Origin of the sequence: Pseudomonas sp. MIACH (assembly GCF_001269925.1) — a bacterium.
In the GTDB taxonomy this organism is placed as follows: Bacteria; Pseudomonadota; Gammaproteobacteria; order Pseudomonadales; family Pseudomonadaceae; genus Aquipseudomonas.
This window is the reverse complement of sequence record NZ_LHVO01000066.1, coordinates 60,941-78,667: the sequence shown is the minus strand read 5'-3', so window position 1 is coordinate 78,667 and position 17,727 is coordinate 60,941. Positions and strand designations below refer to the sequence as shown.

General features: G+C 60.4%; 17 protein-coding genes. 13 read left to right on the top strand and 4 right to left on the bottom strand.

Annotated features, from left to right (window positions below; translation table 11 throughout):
- The first annotated feature begins 126 nt into the window (after nt 1-126).
- The 4 genes from phaC (AD670_RS29680) (at nt 127) to AD670_RS29665 (ending at nt 5,220) form a co-directional block, all read left to right on the top strand.
- Nucleotides 127-1,806, top strand: a complete 1,680-nt coding sequence (phaC, locus tag AD670_RS29680; RefSeq protein WP_053140534.1) for a class II poly(R)-hydroxyalkanoic acid synthase — start codon at nt 127-129, stop codon at nt 1,804-1,806.
- A gap of 149 nt (nt 1,807-1,955) precedes the next feature.
- Nucleotides 1,956-2,801, top strand: coding sequence for a poly(3-hydroxyalkanoate) depolymerase (gene phaZ, locus AD670_RS29675; RefSeq protein WP_053140530.1), 846 nt, complete (start codon nt 1,956-1,958; stop codon nt 2,799-2,801).
- Between the two features lie 88 nt (nt 2,802-2,889).
- Nucleotides 2,890-4,572, top strand: coding sequence for a class II poly(R)-hydroxyalkanoic acid synthase (gene phaC, locus AD670_RS29670; protein WP_053140526.1), 1,683 nt, complete (start codon nt 2,890-2,892; stop codon nt 4,570-4,572).
- 27 nt (nt 4,573-4,599) lie between these two features.
- Nucleotides 4,600-5,220: a TetR/AcrR family transcriptional regulator gene (locus AD670_RS29665; protein WP_053140523.1), complete on the top strand. Its 621-nt coding sequence runs from the start codon at nt 4,600-4,602 to the stop codon at nt 5,218-5,220.
- Between the two features lie 7 nt (nt 5,221-5,227).
- Here AD670_RS29665 and AD670_RS29660 read toward each other — a convergent pair whose 3' ends face one another.
- The gene (locus AD670_RS29660) at nt 5,228-5,923 is read right to left on the bottom strand and encodes a response regulator transcription factor (RefSeq protein ID WP_256243958.1); all 696 of its coding nucleotides are present in this window, start codon (nt 5,921-5,923) and stop codon (nt 5,228-5,230) included.
- Nucleotides 5,924-6,263: 340 nt separating this feature from the next.
- On the opposite strand from AD670_RS29660, the gene AD670_RS29655 reads away from it, so the two are divergent.
- From AD670_RS29655 to AD670_RS29630, 6 genes are all read left to right on the top strand, one after another.
- On the top strand, nt 6,264-6,842 hold the full coding sequence (locus AD670_RS29655) for a fimbrial protein (RefSeq protein WP_053140520.1): 579 nt from the start codon (nt 6,264-6,266) through the stop codon (nt 6,840-6,842).
- A gap of 89 nt (nt 6,843-6,931) precedes the next feature.
- Complete coding sequence (locus tag AD670_RS29650; RefSeq protein ID WP_053140517.1) at nt 6,932-7,705, top strand: fimbria/pilus periplasmic chaperone; 774 nt, start codon at nt 6,932-6,934, stop codon at nt 7,703-7,705.
- A 7-nt stretch (nt 7,706-7,712) separates the two neighbouring features.
- Nucleotides 7,713-8,480, top strand: a complete 768-nt coding sequence (locus AD670_RS29645; RefSeq protein WP_053140514.1) for a molecular chaperone — start codon at nt 7,713-7,715, stop codon at nt 8,478-8,480.
- A gap of 154 nt (nt 8,481-8,634) precedes the next feature.
- Nucleotides 8,635-11,217: a fimbria/pilus outer membrane usher protein gene (locus AD670_RS29640; RefSeq protein ID WP_082341073.1), complete on the top strand. Its 2,583-nt coding sequence runs from the start codon at nt 8,635-8,637 to the stop codon at nt 11,215-11,217.
- A gap of 2 nt (nt 11,218-11,219) precedes the next feature.
- Nucleotides 11,220-12,161, top strand: coding sequence for a fimbrial protein (locus AD670_RS29635; protein ID WP_053140589.1), 942 nt, complete (start codon nt 11,220-11,222; stop codon nt 12,159-12,161).
- 18 nt (nt 12,162-12,179) lie between these two features.
- Nucleotides 12,180-12,707 (top strand): fimbrial protein, encoded by a 528-nt coding sequence (locus AD670_RS29630; RefSeq protein ID WP_053140511.1) that lies wholly within the window; start codon nt 12,180-12,182, stop codon nt 12,705-12,707.
- An 89-nt stretch (nt 12,708-12,796) separates the two neighbouring features.
- On the opposite strand, the gene AD670_RS29625 is transcribed toward AD670_RS29630, so the two are convergent.
- From AD670_RS29625 to AD670_RS29615, 3 genes are all read right to left on the bottom strand, one after another.
- Nucleotides 12,797-13,723, bottom strand: coding sequence for a phasin family protein (locus AD670_RS29625; RefSeq protein ID WP_053140508.1), 927 nt, complete (start codon nt 13,721-13,723; stop codon nt 12,797-12,799).
- A gap of 12 nt (nt 13,724-13,735) precedes the next feature.
- Complete coding sequence (locus tag AD670_RS29620; protein ID WP_053140505.1) at nt 13,736-14,158, bottom strand: phasin family protein; 423 nt, start codon at nt 14,156-14,158, stop codon at nt 13,736-13,738.
- A gap of 119 nt (nt 14,159-14,277) precedes the next feature.
- A complete protein-coding gene (locus tag AD670_RS29615; RefSeq protein WP_053140503.1) occupies nt 14,278-14,553 on the bottom strand; it encodes a polyhydroxyalkanoic acid system family protein in 276 nt (91 codons plus the stop codon).
- Between the two features lie 144 nt (nt 14,554-14,697).
- Between AD670_RS29615 and ubiE the strand changes: the two genes are divergently transcribed.
- From ubiE to ubiB, 3 genes are read left to right on the top strand one after another with little or no spacing between them, the layout of a single operon-like run.
- Complete coding sequence (gene ubiE, locus AD670_RS29610) at nt 14,698-15,468, top strand: bifunctional demethylmenaquinone methyltransferase/2-methoxy-6-polyprenyl-1,4-benzoquinol methylase UbiE (RefSeq protein WP_053140500.1); 771 nt, start codon at nt 14,698-14,700, stop codon at nt 15,466-15,468.
- A complete protein-coding gene (locus AD670_RS29605; protein WP_053140496.1) occupies nt 15,468-16,091 on the top strand; it encodes an SCP2 domain-containing protein in 624 nt (207 codons plus the stop codon). Before ubiE ends, AD670_RS29605 begins: the two co-directional genes overlap by 1 nt.
- On the top strand, nt 16,088-17,692 hold the full coding sequence (ubiB, locus tag AD670_RS29600; protein ID WP_053140493.1) for a ubiquinone biosynthesis regulatory protein kinase UbiB: 1,605 nt from the start codon (nt 16,088-16,090) through the stop codon (nt 17,690-17,692). The genes AD670_RS29605 and ubiB overlap by 4 nt, the downstream gene beginning before the upstream one ends.
- Nucleotides 17,693-17,727 lie beyond the last annotated feature (35 nt).

Here is a 17,727-nt window from a genome sequence, read left to right as displayed (position 1 = left end):
GTTCCCTGCATTTGACGATGCGGTATCAACGGTCACCCGAGTCGCAGTACCTGGCTTGTGTTGTGTATCGAAACCTGGTGCGCAGCGGTACCCGGTACTCGTCTTTCGGACAATGGAGCGTCGTAGATGAGTAACAAGAACAACGATGACTTGAAACGCCAGGCCTCGGAAAACACCCTGGGGCTCAACCCGATCATCGCGTTACGTAAAAAGGATTTACTGGCCTCGGCCAAGATGGTGCTGACCCAAGCCATCAAGCAGCCGTTGCACAGCGTCAAGCACGTCGCCCACTTTGGCGTTGAATTGAAGAACGTGATGTTCGGCAAATCGCAGCTGCAGCCCGAAAGCGATGACCGTCGCTTTCACGACCCAGCCTGGAGCCAGAACCCGCTCTACAAACGCTACCTGCAAACCTACCTGGCGTGGCGCAAGGAACTGCACGACTGGATCGGCGACAGCAACCTGTCGGAACAGGACATCAGCCGCGGCCACTTCGTGATCAACCTGATGACCGAAGCCATGGCCCCCACCAACAGCGCGGCCAACCCGGCGGCGGTCAAACGCTTCTTTGAAACCGGCGGCAAGAGCCTGCTCGACGGGCTGTCGCACCTGGCCAAGGACATGGTGCACAACGGCGGCATGCCGAGCCAGGTCAACATGGGCGCGTTTGAAGTGGGCAAGACCCTGGGCATCACCGAGGGCGCGGTGGTATTTCGCAACGACGTGCTGGAGCTGATCCAGTACAAGCCGATCACCGAACAGGTGCACGAACGCCCCCTGCTGGTGGTACCGCCGCAGATCAACAAATTCTACGTATTCGACTTGAGCCCGGAGAAGAGCCTGGCGCGCTTCTGCCTGCGCAACGGCCAGCAGACCTTTATCGTCAGTTGGCGCAACCCAACCAAGGCCCAGCGCGAGTGGGGCCTGTCGACCTATATCGAAGCGCTCAAGGAAGCGGTCGATGTGGTCACGGCGATCACCGGCAGCAAAGACATCAATATGCTCGGCGCCTGCTCCGGCGGTATCACCTGCACCGCGCTGCTGGGCCACTACGCGGCGCTGGGAGAGAAGAAGGTCAACGCCCTGACCCTGCTGGTGAGTGTCCTGGACACCACCCTGGACACCCAGGTGGCGTTGTTTGTGGATGAGCAGACCCTGGAAGCGGCCAAGCGCCACTCCTACCAGGCCGGCGTGCTGGAAGGCCGCGACATGGCCAAGGTGTTCGCCTGGATGCGCCCCAACGATTTGATCTGGAACTACTGGGTCAACAACTACCTGCTGGGCAACGAGCCACCGGTGTTCGACATCCTGTTCTGGAACAACGACACCACGCGCTTGCCGGCGGCCTTCCATGGCGACCTGATCGAGCTGTTCAAAAACAACCCACTCGTGCGCGCCAATGCACTGGAAGTGTGCGGCACGCCGATCGACCTCAAGCAGGTCACGGCCGATATCTACTCACTGGCCGGTACCAACGACCACATCACGCCATGGCAGTCCTGCTACAAGTCAGCGCAGCTGTTCGGTGGAAAAGTGGAATTCGTGCTGTCGAGCAGCGGGCATATCCAGAGCATCCTCAACCCACCCGGCAATCCCAAGGCGCGCTACCAGACCAGCGATAGCCTGGCGGGCAAGCCACTGGAGTGGCAGGAGAATGCGACCAAGCACACAGATTCGTGGTGGTTGCATTGGCAGGTGTGGCAAGCGGAACGTGCGGGCAAGCTGAAGAAGGCACCGACGAGTTTGGGTAACAAAACCTTCGCCGCAGCGGAAGCAGCCCCCGGGACTTACGTACACGAACGCTAAATTGAAATGCGTTCAAATGTGGGAGGGGGCTTGCTCCCGATGGCAGTGTGTCAGCCATCTGATCCATTGGCTGATCAGTTGCAATCGGGGGCAAGCCCCCTCCCACAGTTGGCCTGCATTCCAACCGTCACATCTCACAGGGCTTGAGCATGCCGCAACCGTTCATCTTCCGTACCATCGACCTGGATGGCCAGACCATCCGCACGGCGGTACGCCCGGGCAAGCCTCACTTGACGCCGTTGCTGATCTTCAACGGCATCGGCGCCAACCTTGAGCTGGTGTTTCCGTTCGTCCAGGCCCTGGACCCGGACCTGGAAGTGATCGCCTTCGATGTACCGGGCGTGGGCGGCTCCTCGACACCCAACCGCCCCTATCGCTTTCCCGGCCTGGCCAAGCTCACCGCACGCATGCTGGACTACCTGGACTATGGCCAGGTGAATGCGGTGGGCGTGTCCTGGGGCGGCGCTTTGGCGCAGCAGTTTGCCTACGACTACCCGGAGCGCTGCAAGAAGCTGATCCTTGCGGCGACCGCTGCCGGTGCCTTTATGGTGCCGGGCAAGCCGAAGGTGCTGTGGCTGATGGCGAGCCCCCGGCGCTACATCCAACCGTCCCACGTGGTGCGCATTGCACCGATGATTTATGGCGGTTCGTTCCGCCGCGATTCGAAACTGGCCGCCGAGCACGCCAGCAAAGTGCGCTCGGCCGGCAAGCTGGGTTACTACTGGCAACTGTTCGCTGGGTTGGGCTGGACCAGCATCCACTGGCTGCACAAGATCCGCCAGCCGACCCTGGTGCTGGCCGGGGACGACGACCCGCTGATCCCGCTGATCAATATGCGCATGCTCGCCTGGCGCATTCCCAACGCGCAGTTGCACATCATCGATGACGGCCACCTGTTCCTGATCACCCGAGCTGAAGCCGTGGCGCCGATCATCATGAAGTTTCTCGAGGAGGAGCGCATGCGGGCCGTGATTCACCCGCGACCGGCGGTGTAAGGACCACACCGCCGCGCAACTTGCCGAGAACCGACTATGGTTCTGAATTGGCGTGCCTGTTGATGGCTTGACGAAGGAGTGTTGGCTCATGCGAGAAAGACCCGTGACGAACCCGGCGCCCACCCCCGCCGCGTTCATCAACGCGCAAAACGCGATCACCGGCCTGCGCGGTCGGGATTTGCTGTCGACCCTGCGCAGCGTTGCCGCCCACGGTTTGCGTAACCCGGTGCATACCGCCCGTCACGCTCTCGCGCTGGGCGGTCAACTGGGTCGCGTACTGCTGGGTGAAACGGTGCACGAGCCCAACCCGCGGGACAACCGCTTCATCGACCCGACCTGGACGCTCAACCCGTTCTACCGGCGCAGCCTGCAGGCCTATCTGAGCTGGCAGAAGCAAACTCGTCACTGGATCGATGACAGCTCGCTGAGTGCCGACGACCGCGCCCGCGCGCACTTTGCCTTCGCCTTGATCAACGACGCGGTCTCGCCCTCCAACACCCTGCTCAACCCGCTGGCCATCAAGGAGCTGCTCAACTCCGGCGGCAACAGTGTGGTGCGCGGCGTGAGCAATCTGTTCGACGACCTGCTGCACAACCACGGCCTGCCGCGCCAGGTGAGCAAGCAGGCCTTTGAAGTCGGCAAGACGGTGGCCACCACCCCAGGCTCGGTGGTGTTTCGTAATGAGCTGCTGGAGCTGATCCAGTACAAGCCCATGAGCGAAAAACAGTACGCCAAGCCGCTGCTGATCGTGCCGCCGCAAATCAACAAGTACTACATCTTCGACCTGAGCCCGGCCAACAGCTTTGTGCAATACGCCCTGAAGAACGGCCTGCAGACCTTTATGGTCAGTTGGCGCAACCCGGACGTGCGCCATCGCGAATGGGGCTTGTCCACCTATGTGGCGGCGCTGGAAGAAGCGCTCAACGTCTGCCGGGCCATCACCGGCGCCCGCGAGGTCAACCTGATGGGCGCCTGCGCGGGTGGCCTGACCATCGCCGCGCTGCAGGGCCACTTGCAAGCCAAGCGCCAGCTGCGCCGTATCTCCAGCGCCAGCTACCTGGTGAGCCTGCTGGACAGCCAGATCGACAGCCCCGCCATGCTGTTCGCCGATGAGCAAACCCTCGAAGCCGCCAAGCGCCGTTCCTACCAGCAAGGCGTGCTCGACGGCCGCGACATGGCCAGGGTCTTCGCGTGGATGCGCCCCAATGACCTGATCTGGAACTACTGGATCAACAACTATTTGCTGGGCAAGGAACCGCCCGCCTTCGACATCCTGTACTGGAACAACGACAACACGCGCCTGCCCGCTGCACTGCATGGCGACTTGCTGGACTTCTTCAAGCACAACCCCCTGAGCCACCCCGGTGGCCTGGAGGTGTGCGGTACGCCCATCGATTTGCAGAAGGTCACGGTGGACAGCTTCAGCGTGGCCGGGATCAACGACCACATCACGCCGTGGGACGCGGTGTATCGCTCCACACAACTGCTCGGCGGTGAGCGGCGCTTCGTGCTGTCCAACAGTGGGCATATCCAGAGCATCCTCAACCCTCCGGGCAACCCCAAGGCCAACTACGTCGAAAACCCCAAGCTGAGCAGCGACCCGCGCGCCTGGTACTACGACGCCAGCCACGTCGAAGGCAGCTGGTGGCCGCAGTGGCTGGCGTGGATCCAGCAGCGCTCGGGCGTACAGCGTGAAACCCTCACCGCCCTGGGCAACCAGAATTACCCACCGATGGAAGCGGCGCCGGGCACCTACGTGCGAGTGCGCTGAGCTCAACGATCACATTAAGAAGACTGGATGAAGACCCGCGACCGTATCCTTGAATGTGCCCTGCAGTTGTTCAACCACAAGGGCGAGCCAAACGTATCGACCATGGAGGTGGCCAATGAAATGGGGATCAGCCCCGGCAACCTCTACTACCACTTCCATGGCAAGGAACCTCTGGTCATCGGCCTGTTCGAGCGTTTCCAAGCTGAGCTGGCGCCGTTGCTCGACCCTCCGGCGGATGCGCAACTGAAGGCGGAGGACTATTGGTTGTTCCTGCACCTGATCGTCGAGCGCATGGCCCACTATCGGTTTCTGTTCCAGGACTTGTCCAACCTGGCCGGGCGCCTGCCGAAACTGGCCAAAGGCATTCGTAACCTGCTCACGGCGCTCAAACGCACCCTGGCGTCATTGCTGGCGCGGTTGAAGGCGGCAGGGCAAGTGGTCAGTGACACCCAGGCGCTGGGGCAACTGGTGGAGCAGATCACCATGACCCTGCTGTTCTCCCTGGACTACCAACGGATCCTTGATCGCGAAGGCGAGGTGCGAGTAGTGGTGTACCAGATCATGATGCTGGTGGCGCCGCACCTGTTATTACCGGCACGGCTGGCGACGGAGCGGCTGGCCCTGCGCTATCTGGATGAATCCGCTTGACGCTCGGTCACCCAGGCTCGCCGAACTGCTGACTGAACTTGAATAGTTCGCTGTCACTGCTGATACCCAGTTTCCGATAAGCCGATTGTTTTTGCGTACTGATCGTACTTGCACTTCGCGAAAACTTGGCCGCAATTGAATTGACTGACATCCCGTCCAAAAAACACCGCAACACCTCCTGCTCTTTGGGTGTAAGGCAGGCGTTTAACTGTAGCGAACTTGAAAAATCCACTTTCTTTTTTACATTCGCAACATCAAGTACGGACTGCATGCCCTGAAGCGCTGGCACCATACAAGGTTGCAGGTAAATCCGGCCTTGGGCGACGGTTCGAACAGCCGTGACTAACTCCGTCAAGTTCTGGGTTTTCCCCAGAATCCCCCAACATCCGGCTTTCAAAGACAGTGACACGATGGCAGGCGTGTAGTGCGAACACACGATCAAAGGCCTGCACTTACTGAAGCGCCTGTTCAACACCTGAAGCAGACTAAGACCGTCGCTGTCCGACGGCGCCAGGATAAAGTCCATGACCACCACATCCGCAGACCGCCTGGAGAGCGCTTCCAGCAAATCCCTGCCGGTGCCGAAGGAACCGATCACATCGAAGTCGGCCTCTTTATTCAAGCCTAACTCAATCCCCTGCCGGACCATCTCGTGGTCATCTAACAACATGACGGTATACGTGGTGGAAATTGAAATAGACATCGATAAACCCGTATAAGTGAATACAGCCTGCACACGCCAATACTCTATTTTGAGTACGGTATACCCAGCTATACATGGGGATCAATACAGCGAGGCAATAAGTGTGAGTCCTTCAGGAGTTTCTTACAGTCGAATCCCAACGTTATATAGAAACGTCCTAAACTGCCGGAATAAGTTTCGAATAATTACGAAGTAAAACTCGCGACTTCTCTATAGAGAACATTGGCGTTACACGACACAGTACGACGCCCCCGCCAATCGAGAAAACCTCGAAACAAATCGCAGGCGCAGCACTTTAAACCTGCGGCGGGTCATTCCTATAACTCACGAGTGGAACACCATGAAAGTCAACGTCTTATCCACCGTTGCAGGCGCAATGGTCTTAATGGCCGGCCTCTCACAATCCGCCTACGCCACCGATGGCATTATCAATTTCAGCGGTCTGGTGACTGATGTGACCTGCACGGTCGAAGGCTCGCCACCGGGCAGCGGCGCAGTGGTCAAGGACGTCAACCTGGGTGGCGTCTCTGCCGCGCGCCTGGCAACTGCAGGTAGCCGTGCCAACCTCACTGGCTTCACGATTCGCATTGGCGCCCCCGGTGAAGGCAGCTGCACCAACGGGCGTACCGCCATGGTTGCGTTCGACCCAACCAGCCCGGCCATCGACGTCGCCACCGGCCGCTTGAACATCGACGGATACGACGACCCGACGGATACCACCACCGCGAAGAACGTGCAGGTCGAAGTCACCAACCGCGATGGCTCCCCTATCAACGTCTACACCGAGAAATCGGAAGGCGTAGTGATTGCTGACAACCAGGCAATCATCCCCCTGGCCGCACAAATGTACGCCAGCGGCCCCGCCACCGAAGGTACGGTGAACACCCGCGTCGGCTTTATGATCGAGTACGCCGAGTAAGGAGCGAGCAGGCCTGCGCAGGCGGGCCTTGCACGCCATGGACCTGCGCTGATAACGCAGGCCCCCTTGACTCGCAGAGACTTCTGACTATGAAAAAAAAGGTCCGCATTGCGCTTGCCACCTGTGCCTTTGCAATGCTGTCGCTGCTGGCACTGCCCTCCCATGCCGGCGTGATTATTCATGGCACCCGCGTGATCTACCCTGCCGAACAGCAGGAGGTCGTGGTGCGCCTGGAAAACAAGGGAAACCTCCCGGCACTGGTGCAAACCTGGCTGGATACCGGCGACCGGCACTCGACACCGGCGACAGCGCAAACGCCACTGACCCTTTCGCCACCGCTCTTTCGTATCGAGCCTTACCAGCAACAGGCGCTGCGCCTGCGCTATTCCGGCGAGCCACTGCCCACCGACCGCGAGAGCCTTTTCTGGCTGAATGTACTGGAAGTCCCGCCACGCTCCGCGGATGCCGCGCAAAACAACAAGATCGAATTGTCGTTCCGGACGCGCCTGCGCGTGTTCTTGCGACCACCGGCGCTGCCCTACCCGGTCGGGAGTGCTCCGTCAAAACTGCAATGGAAACTGGTCGCCCACGAACAGGGCTTCGCCGTGCAAGCCACCAACCCCACGCCGTATCACATTTCACTGGCCTCGGTGGACTTGCTCACCGCAGGCAAACGGTTCAGCAAAGCCCCGAATAAGACGGCCAACGACAGCCTGATGCTGCCCGCCGGTGACGTAAAAGTGTTCGTGCTGCCTCAACTGCGCAATCGCCCAAGTGACGCCGCCAAAGTCGAGTTCACCACCGTCAGCGACTTTGGGGCGCGAGTGCGTCACTCGGCTGCCCTTACCCCCACCGCCGGATAACCCCCGTATGAATGCGACATCGATCTCACACGCCTTGGCGAAGGTCGCAGTGCTGACACTTGTGCTGCAAGGCGCGACCACGGCCCACGCAAGCGTTGTGATCAACAACACTCGAATCGTTTATCCACAGGACGACAAGGAAGTAACCGTCAGGCTGGAAAGCAAGAACCAGGCGCCGGTGCTGGTCCAGACATGGCTGGACGAGGGTGATGAACATTCAACACCTGACCTGGCAGGCATTCCATTCGTCGCCACACCACCGGTCGTGCGCATGGAGCCAGGCAAACAGCAAGTCATACGCCTGGCCTACACCGGCGAAACCTTACCGTCGGCCCAGGAAAGCCTGTTCTGGTTCAATCTGCTGGAGGTGCCTTCGCAGCCCCAAGGCGCCCAACCAGGCAATCAGCTGCAGCTCGCCTTCCGGACCCGGATCAAGCTGTTTTTTCGCCCGTCGAATCTGCCGTACGCGGTCGAGGCCGCGCCGGCAAAACTGCAATGGCGTCGCGTACCCACAGAGCAAGGGCAGGCACTGGAAGTCTACAACCCGAGCCCGTATCACGTGACCTTCGAACATATCGAACTGCTGGCGTCCGGGCAGCGTCATGCCAGCCAAGCTGCGGCGTCAGGCCCGGGGAATATGGTGCGGCCCGGAGGTCGCAATCGCTTTGAGCTACCAACGCTCAAAACACCGGCGAGTACTGACGCAACCGTCGAGTTCCAGACGCTTGATGACTTTGGGGTGAAAGTCTCCCACAGCGCCAAGGTATCGCCATGACGACCCGGACCCGCTGCCCACCGTAACCGTCCCGACGACCCGCCATCGGGGGGTCACACGGCCCCCTCACCCCACACATTTGGATGCCCATTGATTCGGGCAGGAACTCCCTATGCCGAAATTCGGGCAGTCTCCACTCGCGGGAGCGGTAAACATGCGTTTGAACATGCGCAGAGGCGCAAGCAGCAATCCCCTGGAGCGTCATCGCTCAGCACTTACGATACCCAGCGTGCTGCTGGTATGGGGTGCTTATGCGGCAGCAGCCCAGAGTGCCGAACGTGTCGAATTCAACCCGGCCTTCTTTCCAGACAGAGCGGCCGGCTTGCAGGTGGATATTTCAAAGTTCAGCCAGGCCAACGTCGTGCTGCCCGGACACTACAGCACCGACATTCACCTCAACGGCCAATGGATTGGACGTGAAACCTTGACCTTCACGGCGGTCGCCCATCAGCCGTCGGCGCAACTGTGCCTGGAACGGGACGCGCTGCTCAGGTTTGGCATCAACGTGGATGCAGCGCCCACGCACCCCACCGATTCGAATGCGCCCCCCGCATCGGCGTTTTCCAGTTGCGCCGACATCGCGACGTACCTGCCGGGTGCCAGCAGCCAATTTGACTCAGGTGAAAGCCGCCTGGACTTGCAGGTCCCCCAGATCTACCTGGCGCGCAAGGCGCGGGGTTACGTCGACCCGCAGCACTGGGACAGCGGCATCAATGCCGCCTTCGTGCGCTACAACGCCAATACATTCAGCTCCCAGACCCATGGAAGCTCGCTCAATTCCAATTACCTGGGCCTCAATACCGGCCTCAATCTGGGGGACTGGCACTGGCGCCATAACGGCAGCTACAGCCAGACCAATATCGGTTCTGGCTATCAAAGCAGCGCCACGTACGTGCAGCGCGAGCTGAGCAGGCTGCAATCACAGCTGATGGTCGGCGAAATCTACACCCCAGGGGAGCTGTTCGACAGCGTGCGCATGAGAGGCGCCAGCCTGTTCAGCGATGACCGGATGCTGCCGGATTCCCTGACAGGCTTCGCTCCGGTGGTGCGTGGTGTCGCCGAGACCAATGCCCGCGTCACCGTGCGCCAACGCGGGGTGTTATTGGACGAAGTGTCTGTAGCGCCGGGCCCGTTTGTCCTCAACGATTTGTTTCCTACCGGCTACGGCGGTGACCTGAACGTCACCGTCACCGAAGCCGATGGCCGCACACGCGAGTTCATCGTACCGTTCGCCGCCAACGCCAACCTCCTACGCCCCGGCTACAGCCGCTACTCGTTGAGCATTGGCCAACTGGATGAAATCGGCCTGCGGCACCCTCCCACGCTGATGCAAGCCACTTACCAGCATGGCCTGAGCAATCTGCTGACCGGCTACACCGGCGCGGTACTTGCCGACGACTATCGCTCGCAATTGCTCGGCACGGCCTTTAATACACCGCTCGGCGCGCTGTCCCTTGACCTGACCTACTCCAACGCCGACCTTCCGGGCCACGGTTCGCGTGAGGGGCAAAGCGTACAACTGCGCTACAGCAAAAACTTCACCGAGACCGGCACCCACTTCGCCCTCGGCGCATACCGCTACTCCACCGAAGGCTTCCTGACCCTGAGCGATGCCGCACGCGTGCGCGACCTCGCCATCGACGGACTGAACCTGGACAACGTGTCACGGCTACGCGACAGGATGGACATCAGCCTCAACCAGAGCCTGGGTACTGGTTCGCTGTACCTGACCGGTTCTTCGCAAAACTATTGGAACCGCAAAAGCGGCAACCTGACGTTCACCACCGGTTACAGCGGCACCTGGAAGAACCTTCACTACACCGTCAGTGCGCAGCGCACCCGCGACTTGCTGAGTGACCGGGTCGACAAGCAAGTGGACTTCACCGTGAGCCTGCCACTGGGCAGCGGCGCGCACTCGCCAACCTTGACCACCACGGCCTACCGCGGCGATCAAAGCAGCGGCGAGCGCGTCAGCCTGGGCGGCAGTCTTGGCGAGCGCAGCGAGTTCAGCTACGGCCTGGGGGCCAGCCGAACGCACGGCATCGGCAACACAACCAGTGCAGACGCGAAATACCAGACAAGCCATGGCGTGCTATCCGCCGGTTTTGGTCAGAGCAATGCGTATCGCGCGACCTCCTTGGGCATGACCGGCGGGATTCTCGCCCACGCTGGCGGCGTGACCTTCGCCCCGGAGCTGGGCGACACCATCGGCATCGTCCAGGCACCCGACGCCCTGGGCGCGCGGATCAATGGCAACCACAGTTCACAAGTCGGGAAAAGCGGCTTTGCCGTAGTGCCTCACCTCACGCCCTACCGGCAGAACGTCGTCGAGCTGGACCCAAAAGACCTGTCCGTCGATGTGGAACTCAAGACCGCCGCGCAAAACGTGGCACCACGCGCCGGCGCGGTGGTGAAGTTGCAATTCGAGACCGCCAGCGGCCACGCCCTGTTGATTACGGCTGTGCGCGAGGATGACAGCCCGCTGCCGTTCGGCTCGGATGTATTCGATGAAGAGGGCGCCAGTGTCGGCGTGGTCGGGCAAGGGGGTAAGGCGTTTGTCCGCGTGGCACGCCCCCAGGGGCAGTTGACGGTCAAGTGGGGAGCCAATGCCAGCGCCACTTGCCGCCTTCACTACGACCTCGACGTGCAACCGGATGCCCAGGGCACCCGCCGTTTGCAGCACTTGGACGCGGGTACTTGTCAGCCCGAGTCGGCCCTTTTCTCACTGCGAGACTGATGATGAAACACACCCTAAAACTGATCTCAACACTGCTGGCCCTGGTTCTGCCGATCGCAGCTCATGCAGGTTGTGAACGCTATATGAACAGCACGCTCACCCTCACGCTTCCCAGCACGATCACCGTGCCGGCCAATCTACCGGTGGGCGGGGTAATCGTCAGGCGTTCATTCAGCGGTACAGCCCCGGCTTTCTTTGCGGTTTGCTGGGCCTCGCATCAAAGGATCTTCGGGCGATTCCACTCGTCACCTCCTGCCCCCCCGTACTATCGCACCGAGGCCCGAGGTGTGGGGGCTAGCCTGCGTATCACGGATGCCAGGGGAATAACCAATTACTATGGAATGCGTACTCAAGAAGGCTCGCCGGCAAGTGGCACATATCCCAGCTTCACGGCTGCGGAATTGACGTTCCACAAAATCGAACCTGTAGCCAATGGGACGGTACCAGCCGGAGAAATTTGGGCAGCAAGAAGGGAGCGGCGCTCAGATGGTTTTGTCCTGCGGATGGGTAACGCTGTTCGGTTTGTCACCCCTGTCGCCACCTGCGACCTGGCGACCGGTGACGTCAACCGTACGATCACACTCGACCCGATCAAAGTCAGCGCACTTCAAAACGCCACCTATACCGGCGCACGCCAATTCGAGCTCACCGCCAACTGCACCAACGCATCCAATGTCACCTTTCGTTTTTCCGGCACACCCGCGCCAGGGAATAACCGGCTGTTCGCCAATACAGGCACGGCCGGCGGCGTAGCAGTGTGGCTGTACTCACGCATCGGCGCAGGCACCCAGAACATTCTCCCCACTGGCGCCGAAAGCTCCCGCACGATCGCTGTTTCGGCCAATAGAGCCGTCCTGCCGCTCGGCGTGGCATACCACAAAAACGGCACAGTCACCCAAGGCACTCTTGTCAGTACGGCCACCGTCAACATTACCTATAACTGAAACGCTGAGGGCTTCTTGATGAGCTTGCGAACACTTCCCCTGCTACTGGCAATCACCGCCGGCCTGGTCGTCAATGCGGTCCAGGCCGCCACCACGGGCACCTTGCGCTTTACCGGCCAGATCAATGCCGGTACCTGTAACCTGGCGGCCGGCGACGAAAACCGTACCATCACATTGCCGACTATCAAGATTTCCGACTTGGACGCGACCTCCAGCGCGGGCGCGTTTGATTTCGAGATCTCTGCCGATTGTGAATCGGATTTGCGCAACGTGATTTTCCTGTTCGCAGGCACAGCCTCCACCGGGAACGCCGCGCTGTTTTCCAACACGGGCACCTCCAAGGGTACCGCCCTTCGACTACTGCACCGTGCCTCTCCCGCTTATGCCATCCCCGCCAACGGTACCGCCGCCCAGCGCAGCCGCACCATCGCGACGAGCAGCAACAAGGCGGTGATCCCCCTCACAGCGGCGTACCACAAAACCGGCGAAGCGATCACCCAAGGCACCCTGGCCAGCGCGGTTACCGTTTCGATCACTTACAACTGACCGAACCTGGCGCCACGGATCACGCTGTAAGCGCGCAAAAAAAATGCCCGACCTTTGCAGGCCGGGCATTTTTTTGTATCCCGAAAAAATCAGGACTGACTGGATGACGTCGGGGTTGCCGGCGTTGCAGTCGGGGCAGCAGCAGGCGCTGGTGCAGACACCGAGTTGGCGGTCGAAGCGGTGGGTGTCGGGGTTGCAGGCTTGGCGGCAACGGCCGGCTTTGGCGCTGCTGGTTTTTTCGCTACCGCAGGCTTCTTCGCGGCAGCAGGTTTGGCGGCCGGCTTGGCCACCGCAGGTTTCGCAGCGGCAGGCTTGGCAGCTGCCGTTTTCGCCGCAGGTTTGGCGACGGCCTTGGCTGCAGGTTTAGCCGCAGGCTTGGCAGCGGCTTTAGCAGCCACGGGTTTAGCTTTAGCGGCTGGCTTGGCGGCCGGTTTGGCTGCTGCAGTTTTCGCCGCTGGCTTGGCAGCGGCTTTAACCGGCGCCTTGGCCGCAGGTTTTGCAGCAGGCTTGGCGGCAGCTTTTACCAGCGGCTTGGCGGCCGTTTTAGCGGCGGGTTTGGCAGCAGCTGTTTTAGCGGCAGGCTTGGCAGCCGGTTTAGCCGCAGCCGCTTTCACGGGGGCGACTTTGGCGCCGGTGAGTTTTTCGATTTGCCGGGTCAACGTATCGACCTTGCTGTGCAGCGCTTTCACTTCTGTACGGCTAGGAACGCCCAGTCGCGAAATAGCACTGTTGAGGCGCTTGTCCAGCGTCTCTTCCAACTTGCCCCAGGTGTCAGAAATACTCGACTTGGCGGAACCAGCGCTCGCCTTTGCCGCATCGACTTTCTTACCCACTGCACTTTTGGTCAACTTCTCGGCTTTCTCGCCGTCTTTAACCAACGTCTCGAAGAGTTTGCTGCCGTCACTGTCGATCTTCGAATAAACGCCTAAACCAGCCAGCCAGATTTTGCGGGAATATTCTTCAACTTTCCCGACCCACGAGCTGCTTTCTTTCTGAGTAGTCTTTTTAACAGCCATCCCGATGTCTCCTTAGTGTTTACGCGCGACACGTTCGAGCAATGCCGTCAGCTCTTCGAGCTTAGCAGAGAGTGTCTCCACGTCATGTTTAGACGCAATGCCGATTCGATTCAAGGCACTTGCAACACGAGTATCAAAAGCTTTTTCAACTTTATCCAGCTGAACTTCTACCAGACCTTTGACTGCAGAGACATTATTCTTTACTTGATCAATCTGACTGTTGGCGGCATCAAGTTGTTCAACTGCAACTTTTTTACCTTTACTTTCAACATGTTGACCGCTCTTAACGAGTTCTTTGAAGTACTCGCCGCCCTCGCTGCCAACCTTCGCGTAGGCACCAAGACCGGCCAACCAGATCTTGCGGGCGTAGGTTTTAACGTCACTCAAAGCGCCGGTCTGAGCATCGATTTTTTTCTTCAGGATAACTTTGGCCATGGTGCACCTCACGCAGGATAGGGGGGAGGAACGGCCCGCAGGAGTTGTGGGCTTGGGCACAAAGTAGGAGGAAAAATTAGAATCGGCACCCTAAGTACACAGGAGGGGTGAAAGACCGGTCAGGCCAACGCCTTATCCAGGGCCTTCTCGATTTCGGACTTGATCGTGCCACTCATGGCCGACATCAACAGGCCCAGCTCCACATCGATGCGCAGCGAATCATCCGCCACTAATACCGTGCCTTTAACCCCGGAACGCTTGAGGTTCAAGGTATCGCCCGACCACGAAGGCTCCAGTCCATATTGCTCCTTGAGCTTGTGCGCCAACTTCTCGGCCTTTGCCCGTGCGCCTTCTTTACCCAGGGAATGTGCACGTTCAACGGTTATACGGGCCATTGCAATGACTCCTCTTTATAGGGATTTGAATACCTTCGATGCGGCAAAAGGTCTCGGTGACCTTCCATCTTACCTGCAGCCTTGCCAAGACAAAGCAGGCCTTGGGGATTATCATGTCCCGCATTCTCTTTTGGTGACAGCGATATGACTGATCAGCGCAAAGGCAGCGATGCCGAACCCACCACTCACTTCGGCTTCAAGAACGTCCCGGAAAGCCAGAAAGCGGAAAAAGTCGCTGAGGTGTTCCACTCCGTAGCGGCCAAGTACGACCTCATGAACGACGTGCTGTCGGGCGGTATGCACCGTTTGTGGAAGCGCTTCACTATTGAATTGTCGGGCGTACGTACCGGCAACAGCGTGCTGGATATCGCCGGCGGTACGGGCGACCTGGCGGCCAAGTTCTCCAAGCTCGTTGGCCCTACCGGCCAGGTGGTGCTGGCGGATATCAATGGCTCGATGCTCAAGGTCGGCCGCGATCGCCTGCTCGACAAGGGCGTGGCCGGCAATATCGAATTCGTCCAGGCCGACGCGGAGAAGCTGCCGTTCCCCGACAACCATTTCGACTGCGTGACCATCGCCTTCGGCCTGCGCAACGTGACCCACAAGGAAGACGCGATCCGCTCGATGCTGCGCGTCCTCAAGCCAGGTGGTCGCCTGTTGGTACTGGAGTTCTCCAAGCCGACCAACGCGCTGATGTCCAAGGTCTACGACACCTACTCCTTTGCCTTCATGCCGTTGATGGGCAAGCTGATCACCAACGACGCCGAGAGCTACCGCTACCTGGCCGAATCGATCCGCATGCACCCCGACCAGGAAACCCTGAAGTCGATGATGGTAGAAGCCGGTTTCGACCGCGTGACCTACCACAACATGACCTCGGGCATCGTCGCCCTGCACCGCGGCATCAAGCCCTGATGCTGTTCGCAGGCCTGCTTGCCAGCGTCGAACACGGCCTCAACCGTGTGCTGCGCCTGGACAGTACCGCCCTGGCGCGGCTCGCGCATTTGAACGGCAAGGTCATCGCCGTGGACTGCACCAGCCCCGCCTTGCAGCTGTTTATCCTGCCCAGCGATGAAGGCCTGCTGCTCGCTACTCAATGGGCCGCCGAAGCCGACTGCACCCTGCGCGCACCGGCCTCCAGCCTGTTGCACCTGGCGCTGAGCCGCAACAAGACCGCCATCCTCCACGGCCCCGAAGTGCACCTGGAAGGCGACAGTGCGGTACTGATGGACCTGGCCGCCGTGCTGCAAGACCTGGAGCTGGACTGGGAGTACGAACTGTCACGCTGGATCGGCCCCGTCGCCACCCAGTTGATCAGCGGGCACCTGCGCAGTCGCACGCGCTGGTACCAGCAGGGGTTCGCCAGCCTTAACCAGAACCTCGCCGAATACCTGAGCGAAGAATCGCGCACCCTGGTCGGAGAACGCGAAGCGCAAGCGCGCTTTCGTGAACTCGACAAGGCCAAAATCGACCTGGAACGTCTTGAGGCACGCTTCGAGCGCCTGAGCCGTTCCCTTGATCCAAGCGATAACGCATGAAGCTGCTCGCCGTCCGCCGTTTGTTCCGTATCCAGCGCGTCGTAATCCGCTACCGCCTCGATGACCTGCTGTTCGCCCTGCCCCTGCCGTGGTTCCTGCTGGCAGTGCGCTATGTGCTGCCGTGGCGCTGGTTCCCGCGCAAACAGCTGGAGCTGAGCCGTGGCGCGCGCCTGCGCCTGGCGTTGCAGGACCTGGGACCGATCTTCATCAAGTTCGGACAGATCCTCTCCACACGTCGCGACCTGCTGCCCGAAGACATCGCCGACGAACTGATGCTGCTGCAGGACCGCGTGCCGCCATTCGATTCGCAGCAGTCGATGAAGCTGATCGAAGAGCAACTGGGCAAGAAGATCAGCGAGGTGTTCAGCCGCTTCGACGTCGAACCACTGGCCTCGGCCTCGGTGGCACAAGTGCACGCGGCGCAGTTGAAGACCGGCGAAGAAGTGGTGGTCAAGGTGATCCGCCCGGGCCTCAAGCCGATCATCGGCCAGGACCTGGCGTGGCTGTTCATCCTCGCCCGCGCCGCCGAACGTTTCTCTGCCGATGCGCGCCTGCTGCACCCGGTAGACGTGGTCGCCGACTACGAAAAAACCATCTACGACGAACTCGACCTGCTGCGCGAAGCGGCCAACGCCAGCCAGCTCAAGCGCAACTTCGAAGGCTCGCCGTTGCTGTATGTACCGCAGGTGTATTGGGATTGGTGCCGCCCGAAAGTGCTGGTGATGGAGCGCATCTACGGCGTGCAGGTCACCGACCTCGCCACCCTGGCCGACCAGCGCACCGATATGAAGATGCTTGCCGAGCGCGGCGTGGAGATTTTCTTCACCCAGGTGTTCCGCGACAGTTTCTTCCACGCCGACATGCACCCCGGCAATATCTTCGTCAGCACCGTCAACCCGTGGAGCCCGCAGTACATTGCGATCGACTGCGGCATCGTCGGCAGCCTGACCCCGGAAGACCAGGACTACCTCGCGCGCAACCTGTTCGCCTTCTTCAAGCGCGACTACCGCCGCGTGGCGCAGTTGCACATCGATTCGGGCTGGGTGCCGGCGGAAACCAAGCTCAACGAATTCGAAGCGGCGATCCGCACGGTGTGCGAGCCGATCTTTGAAAAACCACTGAAGGATATCTCCTTCGGCCAGGTGCTGATGCGCCTGTTCCAGACCGCGCGGCGCTTCAATATGGAAGTGCAGCCGCAACTGGTGCTGCTGCAAAAAACCTTGCTCAACATCGAAGGCCTGGGCCGCCAGTTGTACCCGGACCTCGACCTGTGGAACACCGCGCAGCCGTTCCTGGAACGCTGGATGCGCGAGCGAGTCAGCCCGAAAACCCTGCTGGGCAACCTGCACAGCCAGTTCGAGCAACTGCCGCACCTGGCCAATATGACCCGCGACCTGCTGGAGCGCATGTCCCAGCCCCACGCCAAGGACCCCGCGCCACCGTGGCACACGCGCAAGGATGACTGGTTCCTGCGCCTGCTGGGCGCCGCGCACCTGGTCGGTGGCGTGATGCTGGCGATTGGCGGGCCGCTGAACCAACTGGGGCACTGGCCGGCCGGCATCATGGTCGCCGTGGGTGTTTATCTGATCGTGCGTCGATAGCCAATCCGGTTATACACTGTCGCAAATTGCCGGAG